Source organism: Paraburkholderia sp., from assembly GCF_024281035.1.
In the GTDB taxonomy this organism is placed as follows: domain Bacteria; phylum Pseudomonadota; class Gammaproteobacteria; order Burkholderiales; family Burkholderiaceae; genus Paraburkholderia.
Genome location: NZ_JAMXLH010000029.1, coordinates 193396 through 218582, shown reverse-complemented (window position 1 = coordinate 218582; position 25187 = coordinate 193396). Strand labels below are relative to the sequence as shown.

The window sequence follows — 25187 nt, the reverse complement described above, 5'->3', positions numbered from 1 at the left end:
ATCGCACATGGATTGCCGCTATTGCACGACGTTTCGCTACGCCCTCTACCGGCAAAAGATCCTTCAGTGCGCTGCCGCGACCTGTGCTCGTTGCGGCCCCGATGCCATGGCGCAACGATTATGCGAGCCTGGATTTGCAGTTCCGCAAAGCGCTTCTGCATGCTCGTCTCTTGCCCGAAAACGAACTTTACCAGGCCCCCTGCCGGCCCAGTTTGCAGGGGGCAGATCACGGCTATCGCATTTACTCAAAACAGATTAAAAACGATGCACAAATGATGTTTATAAGTATAAAAATCAGACAAGTTCAATGTATAAACCCAATAAATTTTGATACTGTTCGTGTCGCATTCCGTTAAGTGCTTTCTCTAAATTTGGATTTTGCCGTCAGATTAATTCGCATCGCATTCGCACAGTGCATCTGGCGGATCCGTTTGACCGGTTAGTTTTGCGAAGCAACCCTTTATCGCATTCAGGCGGTTGCCTTATTTACGAGTTAACGTATCGGGAATGTAAAATGAATAAGATATATCGCTCGATCTGGAATGAATCGCTTGGCGCATGGGTTGCAGCATCTGAAATTGACGCCGCGCGCGGAAGATCGGCTGGCGCCGTCAATAAAAAGGCGATTGCGGCTGCTGTTTCATTAACGGCACTTTTCGTTTCCGGCCCAGCCCTTGGTCAATACTCCGCTGGGGGCGGAAATGCAACGGGATCCAACTCGATTGGTATTGGTACCAATGCCACTGCAGGCGGAGCTTACGGAATTGCGGTGGGTAACAATACCACCGCGTCGAATGCGGGGACCGTCGGCGTCGGCTCGGGCGCAAGCAGTGGCGGCGTGGGATCGGTTGCGCTGGGTAACGACACCCGTGCAGCCGGAGACAGTTCGGTTGCAATTGGTGGAGGAAATAATACCGGCACTGGCGGAGCGAGTGCCCAGGGTATAAATGGCGTTGCAATTGGCCGCAGCGCTTTCACCGATTCGACTACAACCGGGGCGGTGGCGATTGGCTACGGTGCCACGGCTTCATCGGGTGGACTCAACGGAGCTATCGCAATCGGCACGTCCGCAGTGGCGTCAAATGCGTCGGCCGCGGTGTTTGGACCCAATGCAACCGCCTCCGGCGCGAGCAGTGCGGCTCTCGGTAACAAAGCAACCGCCTCCGGCGCGAGCAGTGTGGCTCTCGGCAACTGGGCGTTAGCCAACGGTTCCACGACGACAGCCCTTGGCCCCAATGCCACAGCAAGCGTCACTGGATCGGTTGCGCTGGGTCAAGGCGCCACTACGGTTGGCACGGCGACATCGGCGACCGCCGGTATTGGCGTGTATAGCAGCGCAACGATCGGAAACCTGACTTTTGGTAACTTTGCTGGTTCAAGCGGTGCAGCAGGCGTGGTCAGTATCGGCGGCACCGGTACCGAGAAACGTGTCCAGTTCGTCGCGGCCGGTCTGGTCAGCCCCACGAGCACCGATGCAATCAACGGTAGCCAGCTTTATTCCGTCGCAAGCACGACGGCGTCGAGTATCGCCAGTTTGTCTACTTCGGACTCGACAGCGTTGAGTTCTCTGTCGACCGGGCTCAGTACGACCGGTAGCGCAGTCTCGTCGTTGTCGACTTCGGCCTCGACCAACGCCAGTTCCCTGTCGACAGGACTGAGTTCCACCAACAGTTCTCTCACCTCGCTGTCCACGTCGACCTCGACCAACGCCAGCTCCCTGTCGACCGGACTGTCGACGGCCACTAGTTCGATTACTTCGCTGTCGACGTCCACGTCGACCAACGCCAGCTCGCTGTCGACCGGACTGTCAACGGCCACTAGTTCGATCACTTCGTTGTCGACATCCACGTCGACGGGTATCAGCTCTTTGTCGACCGGATTGAGTTCGACCAATAGCACCGTCACCTCGTTGTCCACTTCGACATCGACCAACGCCAGTTCGCTGTCGACCGGATTGAGTTCAACCAACAGCACCGTCACGTCGCTGTCCACTTCGACCTCGACAGGACTGTCGACAGCCACTAGCTCGATTACTTCGTTGTCGACGTCCACGTCCACCGGTATCAGTTCCCTGTCGACCGGATTGAGTTCAACCAACAGCACGGTCACGTCGTTGTCCACTTCGACCTCGACAGGACTGTCGACGGCCACTAGCTCGATCACATCTCTGTCGACATCCACGTCGACGGGTATCAGTTCCTTGTCGACCGGATTGAGTTCAACCAACAGCACGGTCACGTCGCTGTCCACCTCGACCTCGACCAACGCCAGCTCCTTGTCGACCGGATTGAGTTCGACCAACAGCTCCGTCACCTCGCTGTCCACTTCGACATCGACAGGACTGTCGACAGCAACTAGCTCGATTACTTCGCTGTCGACATCCACGTCGACGGGTATCAGTTCCTTGTCGACCGGATTGAGTTCGACCAACAGCTCCGTCACCTCGCTGTCCACTTCGACATCGACCAACGCCAGCTCGCTGTCGACAGGACTGTCGACGGCCACCAGTTCGATTACTTCTCTGTCGACGTCCACGTCGACGGGTATCAGCTCCTTGTCGACCGGATTGAGTTCGACCAACAGCACCGTCACGTCGCTGTCCACGTCGACATCGACCAACGCCAGCTCCCTGTCGACAGGACTGTCAACGGCGACTAGTTCGATCACATCGCTGTCGACGTCCACGTCAACCGGTATCAGCTCTTTGTCGACTGGATTGAGTTCGACCAACAGCACCGTCACGTCGCTATCGACGTCTACCTCGACAGGACTCTCAACAGCCACTAGTTCGATCACTTCGTTGTCGACGTCCACGTCGACGGGTATCGGCTCCTTGTCGACCGGATTGAGTTCAACGAACAGCACGGTCACCTCGCTGTCCACATCCACCTCGACTGGCATCAGTTCCCTATCGACTGGCGTCGGCTCTCTGTCGACCGGACTGAGTTCGACCAACAGCGCCGTCACCTCGCTGTCCACGTCGACCTCGACCAACGCCAGTTCCCTGTCGACGGGACTGAGTTCAACGAACAGCTCGGTCACCTCGCTATCGACGTCGACCTCGACGGGACTGTCAACGGCCACCAGTTCGATCACTTCGTTGTCGACGTCCACGTCGACCGGTATCAGCTCTTTGTCGACCGGATTGAGTTCAACGAACAGCACGGTCACGTCGCTGTCCACTTCGACCTCGACTGGCATCAGTTCCCTGTCGACTGGCGTCAGCTCCCTGTCGACTGGACTGAGTTCGACAAACAGCACCGTCACGTCGCTGTCGACGTCCACTTCGACCGGCTTCAGTTCCCTGTCGACGGGACTGAGCTCAACGAACAGCACCGTCGCGTCGCTATCGACGTCTACCTCGACAGGGCTGTCGACGGCCACTAGTTCGATCGATTCGCTGTCGACGTCCACGTCAACCGGTATCAGCTCTTTGTCGACTGGATTGAGTTCGACGAACAGCTCGGTCACGTCGCTGTCGACGTCCACTTCGACCGGCTTCAGCTCCCTGTCGACAGGCCTGAGCTCAACCAACAGTACGGTTACCTCGCTATCGACGTCGACTTCGACCAGCGTCAGTTCCCTGTCGACAGGACTATCGACGGCCACCAGTTCGATCACTTCCTTGTCGACGTCCACTTCGACCGGAATCGGCTCGCTGTCCACCGGTTTGAGCACGGTTGTGGTCACAACCGATAACCTGGGCACCAGCACTGCCGCTGCGCTCGGCGGGGGCGCGACCTATAATGCCGCCACCGGCGCCATCTCCGCGCCGTCGTACACGATGTACAACGCGAACGGCACGACCAGTGGCGTCAATAGCGTCAGCGCGGCCGTCGACCAGATCAACAGTCAAGGCATCAAGTACTTCCACACCAACTCGACCGGCCCGGACAGCCAGGCACTGGGCACCAATTCGATCGCGCTCGGGTCGAACGCCGTCGCAACCAACGCCAATGACGTCGCACTTGGCACCGGCTCGACCACTGCTGCGCCAAAGCCGACAACCGGCACGACACTCGGCGGCGTACCCTACTCTTTCGCGGGTGCGAATCCATTGAGTGTGGTGAGCGTTGGCGCTGTCGGGGCGGAGCGTCAAATCAGCAATGTTGCGGCCGGCGAGATCTCCGCGACGAGTACCGATGCCATCAACGGCTCGCAGCTCTACGCGACCAACGAGGCACTTAATTCGCTATCGACGGGAATCTCGACGGGCACCATCGGAGTTGACTCCCTGTCGACCGGCCTGAGCACGACCAACAGTACCGTCACCTCGCTGTCGACCGGATTGAGCACGACGAACAGCACGGTCAGTTCCCTGTCGACCGGTCTGAGTTCGACCAACAGCACCGTCACCTCGCTGTCGACCGGATTAAGCACGACCAACAGCACGGTCAGCTCCCTGTCGACCGGTCTGAGCTCAACGAACAGCACCGTCACGTCGCTATCGACGTCGACCTCGACGGGGCTTTCAACGGCTACCAGTTCGATCACCTCCCTGTCGAGCTCAACCTCGTCGAGCGTCAGCTCGTTGTCCACCGGTTTGAGTACGGTTGCGGTCACAACCGACAATCTGGGCACCAGCACTGCTGCAGCGCTCGGCGGGGGCTCGACCTACAACGCCGCGACCGGCGCCATCTCTGCGCCGTCGTACACGATGTACAACGCGAACGGCACGACCAGTAGCGCCAATAGCGTCGGCGCAGCCATCGACCATATCAACAGTCAAGGCCTCAAGTACTTCCACGCCAACTCGACCGGCACGGACAGCCGCGCGCTGGGCACGGATTCGATTGCGCTCGGACCGAACGCCGTCGCAAACAACGCCGATGACGTCGCGCTTGGCGCAGGCTCGACCACCGCCGCGCCCAGGCCGACAGCCCGAGCCGGCACGATAATCGGCGGCGTACCCTACACTTTCGCGGGTTCGAATCCATTGAGTGTGGTGAGCGTTGGGGCTGTCGGGGCGGAGCGTCAAATCACCAATGTTGCTGCCGGCCAGATCTCCGCGACGAGTACCGATGCCATCAACGGCTCGCAGCTCTACGCGACCAACACCGCGCTCGATTCGCTATCGACGGGAATCTCGACGGGCACCATCGGAGTTGACTCCCTGTCGACCGGTCTGAGTTCGACCAACAGCACCGTCACCTCGATGTCGACGTCCGTCTCGACAGGTTTGTCGACGGCGACCAGCTCGATCGATTCCCTCTCGACCGGCCTGAGCACGACCAACAGCACCGTCACGTCGCTATCCGCGTCGACCTCGACCGGCATTGGCTCACTGTCCACCGGACTTGTATCGGTCAACAGTTCCATCGCGTCGCTGTCCACCTCGACTTCGACCGCCGTAGACGGCATAAAGCCGCATTACTACAGCATCAACGATAACGGCACGCAACAGGGCAACTGGAACAATGACGGCGCAACGGGTGCCAATGCACTGGCCATCGGCGTGAACGCAACCGCGGCGGGGGCCGGCGGCGTAGCCATGGGCGATGGCGCGCAAGCCGAATCGAGTGGCGCCGTAGCCATCGGGCAGCAGGCGATGGCCACGGGCGGCGAGTCCGTGTCGATTGGGTTCTCCAATACCGCGAGCGGTATTAAAGCAATCGCTGTCGGCAACGCAATCGTGGCAACAGGCGACAATTCGATCGCACTCGGCAGCAGTTCGACCGCAACCGCTGCCGACACGCTCGCATTCGGCGCAAACGCCGTCGCGAACAATGCGGGCGCTGTCGCATTAGGTTCCGGTTCGATCACCGCTGCTCCGAACCCGACATCGAGTGCGACGATTGGCGGCGTCGCCTATGCGTTTGCCGGTGGCGCCCCACTCAGCGTAATCAGCATCGGCGCGCCGGGCGCCGAACGCCAGATCACCAACGTCGCCGCGGGACGCATTTCCGCCACCAGCACGGATGCGGTGAACGGCAGCCAGCTCGACGCGGCGTATCGAGTAGTCAATTCGTTGTCCACCTCGGTATCTTCGTTGAGCACTGATTTGAGCACGACCACCAGCATCGTGGATACGCTCCCGCCGCTTGCTGGCGGCAACGAATCTCTGTCGACAGGTTTGAGCACATCGGAAAGTTCGATCGCATCGCTTTCGTCAGGCATGGCGGACTTCAACAATTCTCTCGCGTCACTGTCGACGTCCTTTGCGAATCAGCCGCCCGGGTCCGGCGCCCCCGGCACCGGCGCCGACATGAGCATCCCTGGCAGCGTCGCACCGACCGTCACGCCAGGGTCGAATTCAGTTGCGTTAGGTGCGGACTCCACAAACAGCGGTCGCTCGAACGTCGTGTCGGTCGGCAACGATACGCAGCAACGTCAGATCATCAACGTGGCCCCGGGCACGGAGGGCACGGACGCTGTCAACCTTAACCAGCTCAATGCACTTTCGACGTCGTTTACGCATTCTGCGCAGAATCAGCAAATGCAGATCAATAGCTTGAGCGCTGAACTGCAAAACACCAACAAGATGGCGCGGCAAGGCATTGCCGCGGCCACTGCGCTGACCATGCTGCCGCAGGTTGCGCCAGGCAAAACGTTCACTGTCGCGGTTGGCGTAGCGCGTTTCGCAGGCCAATCCGGTATGGCTTTCGGCGCGAGCGCGAATCTGTCGCCGAACGCAGTGTTGAAGATCGGCGTCGGTATATCGGGAGACAACAAGACGTACGGCGCGGGATTCGGATTTGGCTGGTGAACGTTGCCGCTTGCAGCGCACAATGGTTTCCTGAACCTTTTGCATGACTAAACACATGGCAAACACGCTCATAAAATCATCCATCACCCTCATTGCACTCGCCACTGCTTTAAATGCACACGCGCAATCCAATGGCGAGTCGGCCAACGAACTACTTCAGGAGGCAGACGTCGTGTTTCGTCACCTTGACAATGGACAGATCAGAGTCGTGTGGAATGGCGCAGCCAAATTCGTGAAAGATCGTATCGAAAGGGATAAATTCGAAGCCGGCATCCTGGAGGCCAGGAAAAAGCTCGGCACGGTCAACCGTCGTGGTTGGGCACAGATCACCCGGATCATCTACAAAAACGCGCTCGAAGTTCCCGACGGTCTGTATGCGAATATCGACTACGCAACGACACTCGCGACCGGCGCGAACGTGTTTGAAAAACTGAGTTTTCGCCTCGAAGACGATGGTCGCTGGCACTTTACCGGCTATGTACCCCGCCAGGAACAGGGTGCTGTGCAGTGAGCCATCAGGGCGATCGCGGGAATCACCAGGATCGACATGGTCATTGACGTCATCATTGCAGACGATCACCCAACGATTATTGCTGGCGTCGTATGCATACTAGGTTCAGTCAAAGCAATAAGAATCTCCGGAACCGCGAATAATCCTGACGAGCTGGTTAAATTACTCGAAACGAAGCCGTGCGATGTCCTCGTGTCGGACTATATGATGCCGAACGGAACGATCGGCGACGGATTCGAGATGTTTTCCTGGCTGCGTCGCCGGTATCCGGATTTAAGGATCGTGGCCTTTACCGTCATCGATAGCCCTGCCATCGCGCGGCAACTCACGCAGATCGGTGTGCGTGCATGCATCAACAAGTCTGTTGACCCGAGCTATCTGATCGCCGCCATCCGCACTGCGTACACGGATGACGCTTCCTGTTCACGCCGCGCCGTCTGCGGGACCTGGATGCAAGAACCTGTCGTCAACGGTCTTGGCCTGTGCATGGGTTTATCGAAGCCTGAGGTACGGGTGATCCAGCTCTACGCGACCGGCATGTCGACCGTCGAGATTGCGCGCAAGCTCAACCGGTCCAGACACACCATTGACGCACTGAAGGCAGAGGCCATGCGTAAGCTCGGCATCGCCGACGATGCTGAATTGTTGTCTTATGCGTTCAAGGTCGGCTTTCACGGCGCAGTGCACTGAGCCTGCACCGAAAAGCTGACGCATCGACGTCCAGATAGTTTGACGGCCCGGTAGACAGGCGGCTGCTAAACCCTCAACGAGGGCGGCATATAACGGCACTCATAGCGCTTGCGCACGGTACCGTTCTCGTCGACGCTCTCCAGATACACGTCGAACTGCCACAGCCTCACCATGTGGCGCAGCACTTCATCCGTGTCGTTGGAAAGATGGCGGTTGTCGCTCATGAAGTGGCGCAGCGTGAGGCTTCGGTCGCCACGCGTATTGACCGACCAGACCTGGATGTTCGGCTCGCGATGATGCATGTCGTATTGCCGCGAGAGCGCCTGGCGCACGTACTGGTAGCCGCTGTCGTCGTGGATCGCCGAGACTTCGAGCGCGTCGCGCATGTCGTCGTCGAGCACGGAAAAGAGCCGCATTTCGCGGATCAGATGTGGCGAGAGATATTGCGCGATGAAGCTCTCGTCCTTGAAATTGCGCATCGCGTAGTGCAGCGATTTGAGCCACGGGCTGCCCGCCAGTTCGGGGAACCACTTGCGGTCTTCGTCGGTGGGGTTTTCGCAGATGCGGCGAATATCGCTCATCATCGAAAATCCCAGCGCATACGGATTGATGCCGCTGTAATAGTGCTTCGTCACGGGCGGCTGATACACGACGTTGCTGTGCGAATGCAGGAACTCCATCATGAAACCGTCTTCGAGTTTGCCTTGCGCATACAGCGTATTGAGCAGCGTGTAATGCCAGAACGTGGCCCACCCTTCGTTCATAACCTGCGTTTGCCGTTGCGGGTAGAAGTACTGACCGATCTTGCGCACGATGCGAATCACTTCGCGCTCCCACGGCTGCAGGAGCGGCGCATTTTTCTCGGCGAAATAGAGCAGATTTTCCTGCGGCTCGGGCGGGAAACGCTCCTCTACTTCCTCTGCGAGCGGCCGATGCCTCGCGGGCAGCGTGCGCCACAGATCGTTCACCTGCGACTGCAAATAGGCTTCCCGTTCGCGCCGCATTGCGGCCTCACGTTCGAGCGAAAGCTTTTGCGGACGTTTGTAACGGTCCACGCCGTAGTTCATCAGCGCGTGGCAGGAATCGAGCAGTTCCTCGACGCGATCGAGGCCATAACGCTCTTCGCATTCGGCAATGTAGTTTTTCGCGTAGACGAGGTAGTCGATGATCGCGTGGGCATCTGTCCAGAGACTGAACAGGTAATTGCCCTTGAAAAACGAATTGTGGCCGTACGCGGCGTGCGCGATGACGAGCGCCTGCATCGTCATCGTGTTCTCTTCCATGAGGTACGCAATGCACGGATTCGAGTTGATGACGATCTCGTACGCGAGCCCCATCTGGCCGCGCCGGTAACTCTTCTCGGTCGCGAGGAAGTGCTTGCCGAACGACCAGTGACGATAGTTCACCGGCATGCCAACCGATGCGTAGGCGTCCATCATCTGCTCGGCACTGATCAGCTCGAGCTGGATCGGGTACACGTCAAGCTCATATTGCTCCGCAACATGCGCGATGTGCGTGTCGTACTCCTCGATCAACTCGAAGGTCCAGTCGGACGGGCACGGCAACGGCCGTCTATCGGCTAAGTCCATGTGCACTTCCCTTGGCTCGCGAAGCCCACGCTCCGGCTCACGAGCGGGTTCGGAAACATGACCCGGTACCCCGGCGGCGGGTACAGTGGCGCCCTCCCTCGCACCATGGTGCCCCTTTTCGTGGCCGCCAGTCTTCCGGCGCTCCGGCTGATAGCCGCGCGCCTCGTTGTGCAAGTGGCGTGTCGTCATGATGTTTCCACCTGCTTTTCAAACAACTCCCGGAAAACCGGGTAGATATCCGCCGCGGAGTCGACTTTCTTCATCGCCAGATGCGGCTGGGTCAGCGCCAGTTGCGCGTATTCGAGCCAGAGATTCTGCTCTTCAGGCGTCACCTGGATATACGCAAAATAACGCACCTTCGGCAGGATGTCATCCAGGAGGATCTTACGGCACTTCGGCGAATCGTCCGTCCAGTTGTCCCCGTCCGACGCCTGCGCGCCGTAGATATTCCATTCGCTCGGCGAATATCGGTCCTCGATCACCTCTTTCATGAGTTCCAGCGCACTGGAAACGACCGTACCGCCGCTCTCGGTGGAATGGAAGAAGGTGTCTTCATCCACCTCTTCGGCGCGCGTATGGTGACGGATGAACACCACCTCGATGCGCTCGTAATTACGCTTGAGAAAGAGGTAGAGCAGGATGAAGAAGCGCTTGGAGAGATCCTTGCGCTGCTCGTCCATCGAACCGGACACATCCATCAGACAAAACATCACGGCCTGGCTCGACGGCTGTGGCTGTTTGATGCGGTTCACGTAGCGCAGGTCGAAGGGATCGATGAACGGAATGCGCCAGATGCGGCCGCGCAGATAGTGGATCCGTTCTTCGAGGTCGCGGATTTCTTCGCGCCGGTCGGCCGGATCGGCCTTGAGCACGTCGAGTTGCTCCTCGAGTTCATGAAGTTCGTTGGCGAGCGGCGCACCCAGCGCGATACGCCGCCCGAGGGCGCTGCGCAGCGAACGTACGACATCGATGTTGTTGGGCGTGCCCTCGGCGGCCCAGCCCATGCGGATGCTCTTCCAGGTGGGCACGGCCATCAGATGGGTTTTGACGAGGCGCGGAAGTTCGAGATCGTCGAAGAAGTACTGCATGAACTCTTCGCGCGACAGTTCGAACACGAAGTCATCCTGCCCTTCGCCTTCGTTGCTCGCCTGGCTTCCGCCGCCGCCCGCGCCGCCTTGCGGACGCGGAATGCGGTCGCCGCGCACGTAGTCTTCGTTGCCCGGATGCACCATCTCGCGCCGCCCGCCTGGACCGTGGCGGAACGACGGTTCGGCGATATCCTTGCGCGGGATCGTGATGCTCTGGTTATTCTGAATGTCCTTGATGCTGCGATCACGCACCGCTTCCGAAACGGCGTGACGAATATAGTTTTTCACGCGGCGCAAAAAGCGCTCGCGGTTTGCAATGCTCTTGTTCTTGCCGGCCAGCCTGCGGTCGATGATTTGATGAAGCACATCCAGTCTCCCGCTCCAGTTTCGAATGGGCGAGGCGCAGCGCGGTTTGCATCTGCGTCGCGCTTATGGCCATGCGGCCCGCGCCCCGCCGGAAGCCCGTGCGGCCCGCCGCCGTAAAGCGCTGGCGGCGCCGCGCACGGACGGTAAAGCCTCCTCGCTCATGATGACTTGCGCACCCGCAGATACCAGTCGCACAGCAACCGCACCTGCTTCGGCGTATAACCCTTCGTCACCATGCGGTTGACGAAGTCTTCGTGCTTGCGCTGCTCTTCCGCCGAGCCCTTCGCATTGAACGAGATGACCGGCAAGAGTTCTTCCGTGTTGGAGAACATCTTCTTTTCGATGACCACGCGCAGTTTCTCGTAGCTGATCCATGCCGGATTCTTGCCGGCGTTGGCGGCCCGTGCGCGCAGTACGAAATTGACGATCTCGTTGCGGAAGTCCTTAGGATTGCTGATGCCCGCCGGTTTCTCGATCTTCTCCAGTTCGGCATTGAGCGCCGCGCGGTCGAAACTTTCGCCCGTGTCGTGGTCGCGGAATTCCTGGTCCTGGATCCAGAAGTCGGCGTACGTGACGTAACGGTCGAAAATGTTCTGTCCGTATTCCGAATACGATTCGAGGTACGCGGTCTGGATTTCCTTGCCGATAAACTCGGCGTAACGCGACGCCAGCACGTCCTTCACGAAGGACAGGAATTTCTGCTCGGTTTCCGGCGGAAACTGCTCGCGCTCGATCTGCTGTTCGAGCACGTACATCAGATGCACCGGATTCGCGGCCACTTCGGTCGAATCGAAGTTGAACACGCGCGAGAGAATCTTGAACGCGAAGCGCGTGGAGACGCCGTTCATGCCCTCGTCCACGCCCGCGAAATCGCGATACTCCTGATACGACTTCGCCTTCGGATCGGTGTCCTTGAGATTTTCGCCGTCGTAGACCTGCATCTTCGAAAAGAGGCTGGAATTCTCGGGCTCCTGCAGACGCGTGAGCACGGAAAACTGCGCCATCATCTTCAGCGTGCCCGGTGCGCAGACGGCCTGGGCCAACGACGAGTTGCGCAACAGCTTCTCGTAGATCTTCATCTCTTCCGAGTAGCGCAGGCAGTACGGCACCTTCACGACAAAAATCCGGTCGAGCAGCGCCTCGTTGTTGCGGTTGTTGCGGAACGCCTTCCACTCCGACTCGTTGGAGTGCGCAAGGATGATGCCGTTAAACGGTATCGCGCCGAACCCTTCCGTACCCTTGAAGTTGCCTTCCTGGGTTGCGGTGAGCAGCGGATGCAGCACCTTGATCGGCGCCTTGAACATTTCCACGAATTCGAGCAAACCCTGATTCGCGAGGCACAAGCCGCCCGAGTAGCTGTAAGCGTCGGCATCGTCCTGCGCATACTGTTCGAGCTTGCGGATATCGACCTTACCGACGAGCGAAGAAATATCCTGGTTGTTTTCATCGCCAGGCTCGGTCTTCGCAATGCCTATCTGCCTCAGGATCGACGGATAGCGGCGCACCACGCGGAAGCGCCGGATATCGCCGTTGTATTCGTGCAGGCGCTTGACTGCCCAGGGGCTCAGAATGCTCTTGAGATAGCGGCGTGGAATGCCGTACTGCTCTTCGAGGATGGGACCGTCTTCGTCGTAGTCGAACAGCCCGAGCGGCGATTCGTTGACGGGCGAACCCTTGATCGCATAGAACGGCACGCGTTCGAGGAGCTGCTTGAGGCGCTCGGCGATCGACGACTTGCCGCCGCCCACCGGACCGAGCAGATAGAGGATCTGTTTCTTCTCTTCGAGGCCCTGCGCCGCATGGCGGAAATACGCGACCACCTGCTCGATCACGTCCTCCATGCCGTAGAACTCGCGGAACGCAGGATAGACCTTGATGACCTTGTTCGCAAAGATGCGCGACAGGCGTGGATCGTTTCGAGTGTCGATCTGTTCGGGTTCGCCGATTGCTGTCAGCATGCGTTCGCCGGCTGTGGCGTACGCACTGGGATCTTCCTTGCAGAGCGCGAGATACTCCTCGAGCGAGAATTCTTCCTCTCGCGTTTTTTCGAAGCGGGTCGCGAAGCTGCTGTAGATATCCATGCTACCTCCTCGCTAGATCTTCGACCGATGTCGCGCGCGGCGCGCCCGTCGGAAACGACATCGCTCGAATTCATCCTAAACCCTTTTCTATTTTTTTTCACAGAGAAATCGCGCCGGATAAGGCCAGGTGAAAGACTGCTTGGAGCACGACCGGGCAAGCCGTACAATCAATTTCCTCAGCACGCGCAAAATCCAGGCCGCGGCAACAGACGCCGCTTTCGCCTTTCGCACCTTTGCGCCTTCGCCGTCGCATGCCTCCACTGGACGCCTCTTTTTCGCAGGCGTCTGCGCGTTATCCCTCACGTTCCTCCACTCTCCGCCATGGGTGGCAGCACCGGATTTGTCCATGCTGTTGTCGCTGCGCGTCACAGTTTATTTTTCTTTTATTCAGGTGCCGCCCGCATCCGCTCTGCATGCGCGCCAATCATGCGAATCGCGCGTGCGAACGTTACCTGTCCCTACCGGCAGTAGTGGCTTGGACGGCGCGCGAAACTGTCACGCCTGACAGTTTGTGCGGGCACGACACGCAATCAAAAAAGCCGCCTCGCGTTACGCGGGCGGCTTCTCTTGTTCAATACCGGAGCGCGGCAGCGCCACGCGCACTAGACGAACTCGATCTCCACTTCGCCAAGCCCGTCGATGCGCCCGTGCAGCAGCCCCGGCCCCGCGATACGGTGCGCGCCGACATAAGTGCCGGTTGTCACCGTCCACTCGGGTTCGATCGTGATGCCCATGGCTGCGCAGTGGTTGACGAACCAGACCAGCAATTCGCGCGGGTCGCCCGCCGGATTGCCGGGCGCCTCGGGCACGAGCGACGCCCCGTCGAAGGAAAGCTCCAGCTCGGGTGCGACGAAGTCGAGCGAGCGCGCAAGCGCCGCGTAGGGCAGCGCATGGCCGGTCACCAGCGCGCCGTTGTTCTGTGCGTCGGCCAACTGCGCGAGCGGCGCAACATTCGGCCATTCCGCGAAGCGGCTGTCGACGATCTCGATGGCCGGCAGGATCTGTCCGACCCGCGCGAGCACCTCGTCGCGCGCGTAGGCATCGGCGCGCGGCGCGATGGGCTCGGCGAAGCGGAACGCGATTTCCAGCTCCACCAGCACGCGGAAAAACGCTTGCCGTTCGAGCCGCACGGGTGAGGCGTAGATGAGCGTCGCCGGAATCGGCGCGCCCGATGCCGGTCCGCCCGGCGCCCGCGCACCGACCTTCCAGCCGCCGGTAGTCGTCCCGAGGCCCGCCATGACGGCCTGCTGGATGGCGTAGGCCGTAGCCGCATCGGGCGGCATGCGCATGGGCGCCGCCGTGTCGATCAGCTGATGCTGGCGGCGCGCATTCACGAGGCGCTGCGCGAGGTCGTCATGCGTCATGTCTGGGTCCTTTTGTTCTATCTCGTGTGACCGGCACGGATGAACCATGCAGTCGGATGTCGTTGTGTCGGGGGTCTCGCTTGCCGGGGGCGCGCCCACCGGAAAGCCATGCGCGCGGCACGGGCACTCGCGGCCTGCGCCGGCATAACCGACGCGCCAGTGTACCGTGCGAATTGGGCAGCGCTTGTGACACCGCTCATCAATGTACCGTAACTGCGCAGGCATAGCGTGCGCGCCAGCACGGGGGCAAACGAAAAAAAAACGCTGCAATGCAGCGGCGTTTCAGATCGTTCTCGCGCGTTCCGGCGTGTCCGGAGCGGCGGCGCGAATGCACCGTCAATGCCGGTCTAGCACGTTTCCCGTGCGCCGTTGCTCTCGCCAGCCAGGATGACCGCCGCGAACGCGTCGGCGGCCTCGTGCAGCGCATCGCGCCGCGCCGACACTGCCCGCGCAAAACGGTCTTCTTCGGCGCCGAGCGGCAAGTCGATGGACTTCTTCCACCATTCGTCCGAGATGCCGCGCATCATGCGCGCGCGCCGCAGTGTCGGGGCGACCTCAGGCGTGCCGATCTCGAATCCGGCGCGGTCCAGTACGAGATGTTCGCGTGCGGCATACAGTTCGGCGACGTCAATTGCCCGCTGGCTGAACATTTCGTTCGCACAGGTATCGTGCCAGTCCTCGCTGGACCGGGCGAGGCCCGGCAATGCGAGCACCCCGGCGACGGCGGCAAGCGTCGCGAGAAGCGCCAGCGTGAGGCCGACGCGCGCCTTGATGCCGATGCCCGGTTTCATGATCTCCCCTCGATGACGTGGCGGCGCATGGCGTACGTCATGACAAGAATCGCCGTTCTTTACGTCCGCTCGTTACGTCCGCTCGTTACGTCGTTTACGGCAAACGTCTGGCCGCCTTGAAAAGGACCATTTGGTATGAAGATTGCAGCGGCTATAGGGGAACACCAGCCGAACATCCAGGAGACAACGTGGCGCAAACGCGGTGCGGCAGTCGAGGGATTCAGGTGGGTACGTCGTCGAGGCCCGGAATCGACGGTTGCGCACCCGCGCGCGTGACGGAGACCGCCGCCGCGCGCAGCGCGAACTGCACCGCCGCCGGCGCCGCGACGCCGTGCGCCAGCCTCGCGGCCAAAGCACCGATAAACGTGTCGCCTGCCGCGGTCGTGTCGACGGCCGTGACGCGCGGCGCAGGCCAGTGCGCGGGCGGCGCGTCGTCGAGCAGTGCGCAGACGCCCTGCGCGCCGAGTGTCACGAGCACGTTGCGCGCGCCCGCGTCACGCAATGCGAGTGCGGCGCGCGCGGCCTCGGCGGGCGTGCTCGCAGGCAGGCCTGTGAGCGCCGAGGCTTCGAGTTCGTTGGGCACAAGGTAATCGACGAGCGGCAGCCAGTCTGCCGGGAGCGGCCCCGTGGCGGGCGCGGGATTGAGGATTGTGGTCTTGCCAAGCCGTTTCGCTGCGGCGAGCGCCGCATGCACGGAGTCAGGCGGCGTTTCGAGCTGGCAGACCACGATGTCCGCCTGGGCCAGTACCGCTTCGTGCTGCGCAATCGTGCTGGGCGAAACCTCGCCGTTGCTGCCCGCGACGATGACGATCGTGTTCTGGCTCGCCTCGTCGACGACGATCAGCGCCATGCCCGTCGGCGCGCGCGGCGAGATTTCCAGCGCAGCGCAATCGATGTCTTGCGCGACGAGTCCCGCGCGCAGTTGCTCGCCGTTGGCATCGGCGCCAACGCAGCCGATGATGGCGACCCGCGCACCAAGGCGTGCGGCGGCCACGGCCTGGTTGCCGCCCTTGCCGCCCGCCACCTGCGCGAACGCGCTACCTGCGAGCGTTTCGCCCGGTTGCGGCAGGCGCGGCGCGCGCACGACCAGATCCATGTTCAGGCTGCCGACCACCGCAACGCGTCCGCCCGCAGGCCGTGTGAATCTCTCTGCCGCCACGGTCGCTCCTGGTTCAATGCGATGCATCGTGCGACGGACGCTCCGGTGTACGCCACGTTCCCCGCGGATTGCTTCGCATGTTCCCCTGACGCATCCCGCCTCAGGCCGCGAGCGACTTCACGTCCGAGACGCTAACGAGCGGCCCGGTCGATTCGCGCGCGATGAGGCGCGGCGCCATCAGGCGCCGGCGTCCGGGTGCGCCGGCTTCAGCGGCCCCCGAAATCCGCTCGATCAGCGTGAGCGCGGCCATCTCGCCGAGCGCGCGCACCGATTGTCCCACCGTCGACAGCGTGGGCCAGGTGAAATGGCCGAACTCGATATCGTCGAAACCGATGACCGAGCAGTCTCCCGGCACCGAAAGACCGCGCTCGGCCGCGGCGCGCAGCGCGCCGATGCCCATCATGTCGTTGCAGGCGAAGATCGCGGTGGGGCGCACCGTATCGAGGAGCTGCGCTGCGGCGAGATAGCCGCCCGAGCCCGAGAAGTCGCTTTCGACGATCGCGCCCGGCGGGATTTCGATGCCGCGTCCGGCCATCGCGCGCAGAAAGCCATGCACGCGCATCGCGCTCACGGCCGTCGAAACCGGTCCGGTGATGCAGCCGATGCGCAGGTGGCCGAGTTCGATCAGATGCCGCGTCGCGAGCCACGCGCCGCGCTCATGGTCGATCTGCACGAGATCGGCGTCGAGCCCTTCGATGTTGCGATCCACGACGACGAGCGGCTCGCGCGCTTCGGCGAGCGTCGCCGCGAGCACGGCGTCGTCGCCGGCCGATGCCAGGATCAGCCCGTCGATGCGCTTTTCCTGCAGCACGCGCAGATAGCTGCGCTGCTTGGCCGGATCGTCGTCCGAGTTGCAGAAGAACACGCAGTAGCCCTTCTGCGCGCAACCATCCTCGACGCCGCGCGCGAGCTCCGCGAAATAGGGATTCGTGCCGTTCGGCACCAGCAGCCCGATCGTCGCCGTTGCCCGCGCCTTGAGCGAACGCGCCACCGCCGACGGCACGTAGTTGAGCTCGCGGATCGCGCGCTCGACCTTGGTTCGAACGTCGGCCGACACAGGCCGCGAATTGTTCACCACATGCGACACCGTCGTGAACGACACCCCTGCCACGGCAGCCACATCCTTGATCGTCGCCATCTTTCTGTTGCTCCTGCCTCGTTTGCTGCCTGTTGCGGCCGTCTCGCCGTGCGCGCTCCACCTCCAACTGCGCGCCGCGATGCGGCTATTGCCCTCGACGGTCCACCACTGCCGCGCAGACCGCGCCCTCTGTCGATTGTTATGTCCTTCGTATGCAGCTGCAGCGCATGTCGGGCACAGATGCCCCGAACACCGCGCCGGCAATGATGCGTTCCATCGGTTCCTTCAGCCCCTTCAGTCTCTTTCGTCCTTTCAGGCCGCTTGCACCGTTCCCGCCAGGCACCGGCGCCCTGTCGCTCATCGGTTCCGAACCGTCGATCGCGACGCTCGCCATGACCTGTAGCACGTGCCCCGCGCCAACTGCGCTGACAAATAAGGCAACAGCAAACGCAACAGCGAACACGAGCGCCGTTCCCTCTGTCATGACCGCGAGTTCCGGCATGAGGCTCGCGCCGGGCGTATCGTAAGTGAGCAGGCGCAAGCCGGGCCGGAAGAACAGCATGAACATTGTCACGGGCGCGATTGCATTAAAAAAATCGCTGTGCGCCGGACATGCATATGCACCTTGACTAGCCTGCGGGGCAACCCTGGCTCGTTGCGCGGCCAACGACTGGTTCGTCATGGCGCCGCGCTCGCTCGCGGGGCGTCGAGCCGATCGGTGACGCAGGCGGAGTGCGTCACTCACGCGATGGCCCGCGACCACCCACTCCGACGCCTCGCCCGCGCGGCGGTCGAGGCCGGTACCGGCGCACGCCGGTTGCTCGTCAGTGTTGCCGACACGCGTCTTCCTCAGCATTTCAGCCGCTGCAGACATCACGTCGGGGGCAATTGCATCCATCACGATCCTGTAGTCGCGAGCCTGGCCGCGCGCGACGCGGGTAGCGAAGCGCACGCAGCACCCGCGCAGACCGGTTCGATCCACCGGCACACGCGGCACGCGGGCATTTGGGCGGTGGCGCGCGAAGCGCAGCACTCACAGCCACGCTCCGGCCGCACGCGCTAGTTTCGTCACCAACACGTATCGCATAACGGCCTGGCGGCGCATTTCTTGAGCGCATATTTCACTGTGCGACGCCGAAGACACGGTGGCGAATGCGCAAAACCCGCATGGCGGGTCTCCCGCTTTGCTGCGCGGACTACCCGCGTCATCGATTGGAGGCAACGATTCAGGCGCACGCGGGCCTGCGAGTGCGGGCCAGCAACGTCAACGACCCCACTGCCGCGCCGCACGCGGCGAAGAGGTGTGCGCCGATGTAGCTTTGCCGCAATTTGCGCGCCGATGCGTCATGCAATCACGCCGATCGATCGCAAGCTCGGTTGCCTGAGAATCGCAAATCCGCGCTTGAGCAAACCGGCATGCCGGGCGACCGTGCGAATCGCTTCGACGTGTGCCTCTAGACGACGAACTCGCATGCATGCGGCATCGCCGTTACGGAACAAGTTGCAAGAACATCAACGTGCGACGCGGCGGATCAGGATGCGATGGTCGGTATCGAACGATACATTCGCGATGTTCGTATAGCGCGGATCGACCACGAAACGGATCTCCACCACGGGGTCGAACTGCGTCGTCACGGCGATGCGGTGCACGCCGGCACGCAGGTACAGGACGACGTGCTCGCCGTTCATCAGGTCGGCGACCCGCTCGCCATCGACGTAGAGCGGCGCATCGCGAAACTTGACGACCAGATTGTTGGTGCGCTCGCGCCGCACATCCACGGCGACGCGCCCTTCCCCCGGTTGCGTATAGCCGGGCAACACGATGCGCTCGGCGGGCACCGGCCTGAACGGCACCGGCGGCGCGGGCGTTTCGGCGCAGCCGCCGATCGTAAGCGCGGTAAGCGCGGTAAGCGTGGTGAAGGCAATGAGCACGGCAAGCGCTAGTGCCTGGGCTGCGGCGCGCAGGCAGCGGCATGCCCCATGACGCGTCATTGCGCACGGTGCGAGCAATGCATGGAACACACGCGAAAGCATGAAACGCGTCCCCTGTCTGTATCGGTCTGCCGGGTTGTTTCGGCCTATTTTCGTATATTTCTATTTATTACCGTTGATTTCACCGGCACGCGCGGCGCGTGTGTTCATCATGCCTGTCCGCGACAAGGCGCATTCGTGTGCGCTTGCACGGTACGTGCATAACGGCGATGATCGATCTTACCGATCTGGCAACGTGCGTGGCGCGCCCGCGCCGCTGCGCGCAAAAGGAGACTGAATCAATGCTGCATTTCTCGTGGATACCCGGCATCGGCATCGTCGACGCGAGGTGGCTGGACGCGAACGCTCGCGGCGAAGACGTGCAATTCACCGATGCGGAGAACCACCTTTCGTGACACGCCTCGTTTTCATCTGCGGCCACGCTGGCACTGGCAAGACATCGCTCGCGAAACGCCTGATCGGACCGCTTGGCCGCGCGACGGGCGAAGCATTCTGCCTGCTCGATAAAGACACGCTGTATGGCCGTTACAGCTCCGCTGCCATGGGGGCGCTCACGCACGATCCGAACGACCGCGACAGCCCCCTCTACCTGAAGCACCTGCGCGACCCCGAGTATCAGGGCCTGATAGATACCGCCCGCGAAAACCTCGAACTCGGCGTGAGCGTGATCGTCGTCGGGCCGCTTTCGCGTGAGATTCGCGACCGGCGGCTCTTCGACCGTGCGTGGCTCGACATCGGGCCGAAGGTGGCGCTCTCCGTGGTCTGGGTGCAGACAGCCGAAGACACGGCACACCGCCGCATCATCGGACGCGGCAACCCGAACGATGCCTACAAGCTCACACACTGGGACGAATACCGGCAGCGCCGCTTCGTGCCCTCGGGCGCGCAGCTCGAAGGCCTCATCGTCTTCGACAGCACGGCGCCCGGCGAGTCCGACTACGACGCATTGCTGCAGCGCATCGTGCAGGCGACGGCGACGCCCTAAGGCCGCCCACAGGCCACCCACAGACCGCCCGACGCCGCCTGCGATTCCCTTACGCCAGCGGCGCCAGTGCGCGGGCGTCGAGCGTCGCGCCCTCGTACACCTGCCCGAAGCGGTTCGCGAGGAACTGATCGAGCAGCACCTGCTCCTGGCGCACGAAGCCCTGTTGCGGCAGCTTCTTCTCGCGGAACAGGTCGAGCACGGCGCACATCGCGCCCGCCGTGGTGATCTGGATCGCGCTCATCGGCACGCCGCACACCGTCTTGGCGAAGATCTTGCGCGTCAGCACTTCCTGCACGAGACGGCCGTTGCGCATGCCTGTCACGGTCATGAAGATCAGCACGACATCCTGCTCGGTCTCGGGCACCGCGCGGCGCAGGATCGACTTGAGCGTGTCGCGGTCGGTGGCAAGGCGCAGGTCTTCGAGCAGGAACTGCATCAACTCGCGATGCCCCGGATAGCGCACCGACTTGTAGTCGAGCGATTCGACGCGCCCGGCCAGCGTCTCGCACAGCGTGCCGAGCCCGCCCGAGGTGTTGAACGCCTCGTACTCCACACCGTCCAGCGAAAAGTGTTCGAGGCCTTCGAGCGGCTGCACCCATTGCGTGCGGCCGTCGCGAATCGCTTCGCACGGCTGGCAGTACTCGTTGATGAGGCCGTCCACGCTCCAGGTCAGGTTGTATTTGAGCGCGTTGGTCGGGAATTGCGGCAGCGCACCCACGCGCATCTTGACGTCGCGGATCTCGGTGAAGTGGCTCGCAAGCGCATGCGCCGCGATGCCGATAAAGCCGGGTGCGAGGCCGCACTGCGGCATGAAGACGTGATCGGCGCCCTCGGCGAGCGTGCGGATCGCGTGCGTCGCGCGCACGTCCTCGGTGAGGTCGAAGTAATGGACGCCCGCCCCCTTCGCCGCCGACGCCACGTTCACGGCGAGGTAGTACGGCAGCGCATTCACGAGCGCGTCGTAGCCGGCGAGCGCACTGCGCAGCGCGGCGCCATCGGCGGAGTCGACGCGCTCGACGGGAATGCCGTCCGCAGCGATTTTTTCGAGCGCTTTCGGGTCGCGGTCAAGGGCAACCACTTCGTAGTCGCCGGTCTCGCGCAGCATGTGGGCAATGGTGTGGCCAATCAGGCCAGCGCCGGCAATCGCAACTTTCATCTTGCATCTCCTTTGCTTGGTTTTATGGGTCGGGGCAGTGCCGCGCCCGCTAAAGACAGTCTAGGGAGATGCGTAAATGGTTTATAGACGCAAAGTGCTGCGTTTCGACCTCAATGTTCGACGTTTAGACCGGGCTATTCGACGATTCGTCGAAACAGGCCGATCCGGGCCGAAACAAGTCGGCCTGACTCCCGCTGCGCCTTCAGCCCGTGACCATGCCGCGGTCGATCTTGCGCGCGAGCACGATCGAGGTCGTCGTGCGCTCGACGCCGGGGATGCCGCCGATCTGGTCGAGCAGATCGTTGAGGCGGTCCGGCGTTTCGGCGCGCAGCCAGGCGACGTAGTCATATTCGCCGCTGACCGCGCAGAGCAGCTGCACCTCGTGCATCTTGCCGAGACGCTTCTGCACGTCGGCGCCATGCTTGGGCGCGATGATGAGCCCCACCCACGCCTGAAGACTCGCATCGAGCACGTCCTGGCCTAGCCGCACGCCATAGCCCGCAATGACCTGCGAGCGCTCCAGCCGACCGATGCGCGCAAGCACCGTCGTGCGCGCAACGCCCAGCCGGCGCGCGAGGTTTGCAACGCTCTCGCGTGCGTTTTCCTGCAGCAGCGCGACAAGGCTGCGGTCGAGGTCGTCGAGTTGGTCGAGGCGCGGCGGTCTCATCGATGGGACGTCTCACAGTCAAAAGGATGTGGCGTCATTATCGCGCGCCGCGCGGCGTGCGAGCCATTGGCCGGTGGCATCGGACAGGCTTGCACTCGCGTTTCATCGTGCGCTCGCAGGCATTTGCAGCGATTTCCGCGCGTATCACTTGTAAGCAGTTGTCGCGCCGCCATCGCAGCCGGACGTTATCGTGGTACTAATATCGGCTGCAATTGGTCCGGTATTGAGTCCCACTCGCTACAAAACGCTACGTGACGCTACGAATCGCTACGAAATGATCCGAGGAGCAAAAATGAAGAAGACTTTGGCCGTCCTTGTTGCCGCGCTTTCGATGAGCGGTGCCTTCGCGCAGACCGCAGCTACGACCGCCGCAGCCTCGGCGCCCGCCGCGGCAACCCAGGAAGCGCGCGCCGCCGAGCACCAGCAACGCGTCGAGGAACGCATCGCCTACCTGCATTCCACACTGAAAATCACGCCCGAGCAGGAACCGCAGTGGAAGGCTTTCGCCGATCAGATGCGCAGCAACAGCCAGAACATGTCCGATCTGTTCAAGCAGCGCGCGAACGGTGAAACCACGCGTAACGCGCTCGACGACATGAAGCAGTACGCGCAAATCACCCAGGCCCACGCCGAGGACATGCAAAAACTCGTTACGGCGTTCGAGCCGCTGTACAACAGCTTCTCGCCCGAGCAGAAGGCGCTGGCCGACCAGACCTTCCGTCACCATGGCCGCGAAGCTGGCGGCAAGGGCGGCCCGCGTTCGAAGCATCGCGGCAAGGGGCGCGCGAAGCCGGCGAGCGACGCCGCAGCGGCGCAGTAACGCCGCGCACACGGTCACGCACGAAACTGGCGCAAGCGGCGCACAAAACGGCGTGCGCGACGGTGCGATTCAAGGTACCCTTGCGGACCGCATGACGGCCGGACAGTTCAGTCCGGCCGTCGCTTCATCTGGAATACGCTTTTTCGATGCAGTTCCGCTGCCGCCATCATGATTGAACTTGCCCAACTCGACCTGCGCACCGACGCCGCCGCCCAGCGCGTCGTCAAGGACGAAACCGTCGCCGTGACCTTCGCCGCCGAACCCGGCGAACTGCTGAGCCTCGAAGGCCCGAATCGCTACGCACTCGGCGACGCGATCATTACCGGCTCCACCGGCGAGCGCTGGGTGGTGTCGCGCGAACGTTTCGACGCGAAATACCTGCCCGCCGACGCGGCGCTTGCGCACGGCACGCCCGGCGCGTATCGCAACCGGCCCGCGGTCGTGCTCGCCCGGCGCATGGACGAACCGTTCACGATCGTGCGCTCCGCGGGCGGCGACCGCCTGACCGGCACCGCGGGCGACTGGGTCATGCAATACGCGCCCGGCGACTACGGCGTCGTGAAGGCAGAGCGCTTCGCCAAGGTCTACCGGCTTGCGGACTGAGCGCCCAATGCACGAGTAGCGATACGTGATGCGCGAGGCGCATCACGCGAATTCCTCATCCAGCTCCAGCGTCACCTCACGCGCAACGCTCTCGCCTTTCGCGTGCTGCTCTTCCAGCGACCCAATCGTCGCTTCCACGTACGCGCGCAGCACCGCGAAACTGCGGCCGCGCAGCCGGGGCGGCAATGCCCGGTAGCGCGCGAGCGCGGCAGGCGCAATCGCAATGGTCATCGTCATGCGCCGCGCGGCCGAGCCGAAGCGCATCGCCACCCAATGCACCATCAAGAGCGGCGAGCCGTTTTCGGCAGGCTGCTCGCTAAAGCGCGTCTGCTCGGGAAAGAGATCGGCGATCACGCGCGCGAACTCCTCGAAATCGGGACTCGCGCATTCAAACAGATAGTCTTCCATCCAGACCAACAAAAAGGTGAGAAAACGCGCCGGTCGAAACCGGCTTACGCAACAGCGTCCGCCCGACGCGCTGGCCGGCAAACGCGAAACAGCACGGCAACAAGCGCGATCGCAACGGCCGCATAGACGCCATCCACCGCGAGCAACGGCAGCATGCGCGCCTGAAACATCGCAGCGGGAACATCGATCAGTGCATGGAGAACGATCGCGAGCGGCAGGATACCCTTCCATCGCGCACGCACGCCGCGCCACATCAGCACGGACAAACCGATCTGGAACACGAACGCCGCAGTGCGTTCGACGGCGAATATGCCGGCGAGCTGCGGCGACAAACGACCGAGGATCAGATGCACGCGTAATACGGCGTCCATCGGGAGGTTGGTGAGATGCTCGTCGAGTTCGCCGCGATTGGCGAGCACGGCGAACACGATCCATTGCAACTGCACGATCACGCCAACGAGCCACGCCTCAGCGCCGCCGTGCCCGATGCCGTAACCGATGCCCATGCTGTCGGTGGACGGCTGCGCGATCGCGGCGTTCGGCGCACGTTGCGCAAGCATGCGCATCGCGATATAGCGACCCACCTCTTCGCACACGCCAGCGGCGAGCGCCCCATAGACGACGAAAGCAAGCGGGTTCGCGAGCCACGCGGCGGTCACGGGATTGCCGTGCAGCATATAGCCGTTGAGCCCGCGCTCGATCACCGTCGCGAAGAGCGCAAATACGGCGATGCCCGCAACCGTGTCGCGCCAGCCGAGCGCGAAAGGACGCTGCAGCCGCCGATAAAGCAACACGGGCAAGAGTGCGACGAAGAGTGTCGCGAGTGAGAGGCTGATCAGCGTGGTCGGGGCTACGAACATGAGGCGCCTTATAACGTCCGGCACGCGCCAACGCGCACCGCAGCCCGAATCATCGCAGATATCGGGGCTGACGCGCAGCCCCGGTCGCGATCGGCTGACTGGGCAGGCGCGCCCTGCACATCGATGCCGCATTGCGCCGGGACAATACTCGCCGTCCACTTGCCCGCCTTCATCCATTCGGCGCGTTCGACGATGTGGCGCGCACTCGCGAGTACGTCGTCGGGCAAGGTTTTGTACGCAACGATTTTCTCGGTCATGTCCGTGATTTTCCGA

The 25187-nt window shown here is 62.2% G+C and carries 19 protein-coding genes and 1 pseudogene; 6 read left to right on the top strand and 14 right to left on the bottom strand.

Going from position 1 to position 25187, the window contains the following annotated elements; translation table 11 throughout:
• Window positions 1-514: 514 nt before the first annotated feature.
• The 3 genes from Q0L30_RS10030 to Q0L30_RS10020 are packed head-to-tail and all read left to right on the top strand — an operon-like array spanning window position 515 to window position 7907.
• A complete protein-coding gene (locus tag Q0L30_RS10030) occupies window positions 515-6706 on the top strand; it encodes an ESPR-type extended signal peptide-containing protein (RefSeq protein ID WP_296654753.1) in 6192 nt (2063 codons plus the stop codon).
• Window positions 6707-6761: 55 nt separating this feature from the next.
• Window positions 6762-7217: a DUF4019 domain-containing protein gene (locus tag Q0L30_RS10025; protein WP_296654485.1), complete on the top strand. Its 456-nt coding sequence runs from the start codon at window positions 6762-6764 to the stop codon at window positions 7215-7217.
• Window positions 7218-7253: 36 nt separating this feature from the next.
• Entirely contained in the window at window positions 7254-7907 is a 654-nt protein-coding gene (locus Q0L30_RS10020; protein ID WP_296654483.1) for a response regulator transcription factor, read from the top strand.
• 65 nt (window positions 7908-7972) lie between these two features.
• Here the strand turns inward: Q0L30_RS10020 and Q0L30_RS10015 are convergent, their stop codons facing one another.
• The 9 genes from Q0L30_RS10015 to Q0L30_RS09975 form a co-directional block, all read right to left on the bottom strand.
• Window positions 7973-9685: a SpoVR family protein gene (locus Q0L30_RS10015; RefSeq protein ID WP_296654482.1), complete on the bottom strand. Its 1713-nt coding sequence runs from the start codon at window positions 9683-9685 to the stop codon at window positions 7973-7975.
• A complete protein-coding gene (locus Q0L30_RS10010) occupies window positions 9682-10950 on the bottom strand; it encodes a YeaH/YhbH family protein (RefSeq protein ID WP_296654480.1) in 1269 nt (422 codons plus the stop codon). The genes Q0L30_RS10015 and Q0L30_RS10010 overlap by 4 nt, the downstream gene beginning before the upstream one ends.
• Window positions 10951-11108: 158 nt before the next feature.
• On the bottom strand, window positions 11109-13031 hold the full coding sequence (locus tag Q0L30_RS10005; RefSeq protein WP_296654479.1) for a PrkA family serine protein kinase: 1923 nt from the start codon (window positions 13029-13031) through the stop codon (window positions 11109-11111).
• A gap of 602 nt (window positions 13032-13633) precedes the next feature.
• Complete coding sequence (locus Q0L30_RS10000) at window positions 13634-14395, bottom strand: hydratase (protein ID WP_296654477.1); 762 nt, start codon at window positions 14393-14395, stop codon at window positions 13634-13636.
• 347 nt (window positions 14396-14742) lie between these two features.
• A complete protein-coding gene (locus tag Q0L30_RS09995; protein WP_296654475.1) occupies window positions 14743-15186 on the bottom strand; it encodes a Tar ligand binding domain-containing protein in 444 nt (147 codons plus the stop codon).
• A gap of 220 nt (window positions 15187-15406) precedes the next feature.
• Window positions 15407-16345: a ribokinase gene (rbsK, locus tag Q0L30_RS09990; RefSeq protein ID WP_296654473.1), complete on the bottom strand. Its 939-nt coding sequence runs from the start codon at window positions 16343-16345 to the stop codon at window positions 15407-15409.
• 100 nt (window positions 16346-16445) lie between these two features.
• Complete coding sequence (locus Q0L30_RS09985) at window positions 16446-17483, bottom strand: LacI family DNA-binding transcriptional regulator (protein ID WP_296654471.1); 1038 nt, start codon at window positions 17481-17483, stop codon at window positions 16446-16448.
• A gap of 139 nt (window positions 17484-17622) precedes the next feature.
• Window positions 17623-18105 carry a hypothetical protein gene (locus tag Q0L30_RS09980; RefSeq protein WP_296654469.1) on the bottom strand — a complete coding sequence of 161 codons (483 nt, stop codon included), beginning with the start codon at window positions 18103-18105 and terminating at the stop codon, window positions 17623-17625.
• 830 nt (window positions 18106-18935) lie between these two features.
• Complete coding sequence (locus tag Q0L30_RS09975) at window positions 18936-19457, bottom strand: hypothetical protein (protein ID WP_296654468.1); 522 nt, start codon at window positions 19455-19457, stop codon at window positions 18936-18938.
• A gap of 349 nt (window positions 19458-19806) precedes the next feature.
• On the opposite strand from Q0L30_RS09975, the gene Q0L30_RS09970 reads away from it, so the two are divergent.
• Entirely contained in the window at window positions 19807-20400 is a 594-nt protein-coding gene (locus Q0L30_RS09970; protein ID WP_296654466.1) for an ATP-binding protein, read from the top strand.
• Window positions 20401-20449: 49 nt separating this feature from the next.
• Here Q0L30_RS09970 and Q0L30_RS09965 read toward each other — a convergent pair whose 3' ends face one another.
• Entirely contained in the window at window positions 20450-21556 is a 1107-nt protein-coding gene (locus Q0L30_RS09965) for a saccharopine dehydrogenase C-terminal domain-containing protein (protein ID WP_296654465.1), read from the bottom strand.
• 202 nt (window positions 21557-21758) lie between these two features.
• Window positions 21759-22223 (bottom strand): Lrp/AsnC family transcriptional regulator, encoded by a 465-nt coding sequence (locus Q0L30_RS09960; RefSeq protein WP_296654463.1) that lies wholly within the window; start codon window positions 22221-22223, stop codon window positions 21759-21761.
• Window positions 22224-22515: 292 nt separating this feature from the next.
• On the opposite strand from Q0L30_RS09960, the gene Q0L30_RS09955 reads away from it, so the two are divergent.
• Entirely contained in the window at window positions 22516-23043 is a 528-nt protein-coding gene (locus tag Q0L30_RS09955) for a Spy/CpxP family protein refolding chaperone (protein WP_296654461.1), read from the top strand.
• Window positions 23044-23211: 168 nt separating this feature from the next.
• A complete protein-coding gene (locus Q0L30_RS09950; RefSeq protein ID WP_296654459.1) occupies window positions 23212-23646 on the top strand; it encodes a PGDYG domain-containing protein in 435 nt (144 codons plus the stop codon).
• Between the two features lie 42 nt (window positions 23647-23688).
• On the opposite strand, the gene Q0L30_RS09945 is transcribed toward Q0L30_RS09950, so the two are convergent.
• From Q0L30_RS09945 to Q0L30_RS09935, 3 genes and pseudogenes are all read right to left on the bottom strand, one after another.
• Window positions 23689-24054: a DUF3022 domain-containing protein gene (locus Q0L30_RS09945; RefSeq protein WP_296654457.1), complete on the bottom strand. Its 366-nt coding sequence runs from the start codon at window positions 24052-24054 to the stop codon at window positions 23689-23691.
• 44 nt (window positions 24055-24098) lie between these two features.
• The gene (locus Q0L30_RS09940; RefSeq protein WP_296654455.1) at window positions 24099-24914 is read right to left on the bottom strand and encodes a YhfC family intramembrane metalloprotease; all 816 of its coding nucleotides are present in this window, start codon (window positions 24912-24914) and stop codon (window positions 24099-24101) included.
• 110 nt (window positions 24915-25024) lie between these two features.
• Window positions 25025-25129, bottom strand: a pseudogene (locus Q0L30_RS09935) (bifunctional glyoxylate/hydroxypyruvate reductase B); the annotation flags it as partial.
• Window positions 25130-25187 lie beyond the last annotated feature (58 nt).

What these genes read in the sequence shown, in the direction of transcription:
- Q0L30_RS10030 (WP_296654753.1), top strand. Translation starts at nt 515, where the DNA reads ATGAATAAGATATATCGCTCGATCTGGAATGAATCGCTTGGCGCATGG.
- Q0L30_RS10025 (WP_296654485.1), top strand. Translation starts at nt 6,762, where the DNA reads ATGGCAAACACGCTCATAAAATCATCCATCACCCTCATTGCACTCGCC.
- Q0L30_RS10020 (WP_296654483.1), top strand. Translation starts at nt 7,254, where the DNA reads ATGGTCATTGACGTCATCATTGCAGACGATCACCCAACGATTATTGCT.
- Q0L30_RS10015 (WP_296654482.1), bottom strand. Translation starts at nt 9,685, where the DNA reads ATGACGACACGCCACTTGCACAACGAGGCGCGCGGCTATCAGCCGGAG.
- Q0L30_RS10005 (WP_296654479.1), bottom strand. Translation starts at nt 13,031, where the DNA reads ATGGATATCTACAGCAGCTTCGCGACCCGCTTCGAAAAAACGCGAGAG.
- Q0L30_RS10000 (WP_296654477.1), bottom strand. Translation starts at nt 14,395, where the DNA reads ATGACGCATGACGACCTCGCGCAGCGCCTCGTGAATGCGCGCCGCCAG.
- Q0L30_RS09995 (WP_296654475.1), bottom strand. Translation starts at nt 15,186, where the DNA reads ATGAAACCGGGCATCGGCATCAAGGCGCGCGTCGGCCTCACGCTGGCG.
- Q0L30_RS09985 (WP_296654471.1), bottom strand. Translation starts at nt 17,483, where the DNA reads ATGGCGACGATCAAGGATGTGGCTGCCGTGGCAGGGGTGTCGTTCACG.
- Q0L30_RS09980 (WP_296654469.1), bottom strand. Translation starts at nt 18,105, where the DNA reads ATGACGAACCAGTCGTTGGCCGCGCAACGAGCCAGGGTTGCCCCGCAG.
- Q0L30_RS09975 (WP_296654468.1), bottom strand. Translation starts at nt 19,457, where the DNA reads ATGCTTTCGCGTGTGTTCCATGCATTGCTCGCACCGTGCGCAATGACG.
- Q0L30_RS09965 (WP_296654465.1), bottom strand. Translation starts at nt 21,556, where the DNA reads ATGAAAGTTGCGATTGCCGGCGCTGGCCTGATTGGCCACACCATTGCC.
- Q0L30_RS09960 (WP_296654463.1), bottom strand. Translation starts at nt 22,223, where the DNA reads ATGAGACCGCCGCGCCTCGACCAACTCGACGACCTCGACCGCAGCCTT.
- Q0L30_RS09955 (WP_296654461.1), top strand. Translation starts at nt 22,516, where the DNA reads ATGAAGAAGACTTTGGCCGTCCTTGTTGCCGCGCTTTCGATGAGCGGT.
- Q0L30_RS09950 (WP_296654459.1), top strand. Translation starts at nt 23,212, where the DNA reads ATGATTGAACTTGCCCAACTCGACCTGCGCACCGACGCCGCCGCCCAG.
- Q0L30_RS09945 (WP_296654457.1), bottom strand. Translation starts at nt 24,054, where the DNA reads ATGGAAGACTATCTGTTTGAATGCGCGAGTCCCGATTTCGAGGAGTTC.
- Q0L30_RS09940 (WP_296654455.1), bottom strand. Translation starts at nt 24,914, where the DNA reads ATGTTCGTAGCCCCGACCACGCTGATCAGCCTCTCACTCGCGACACTC.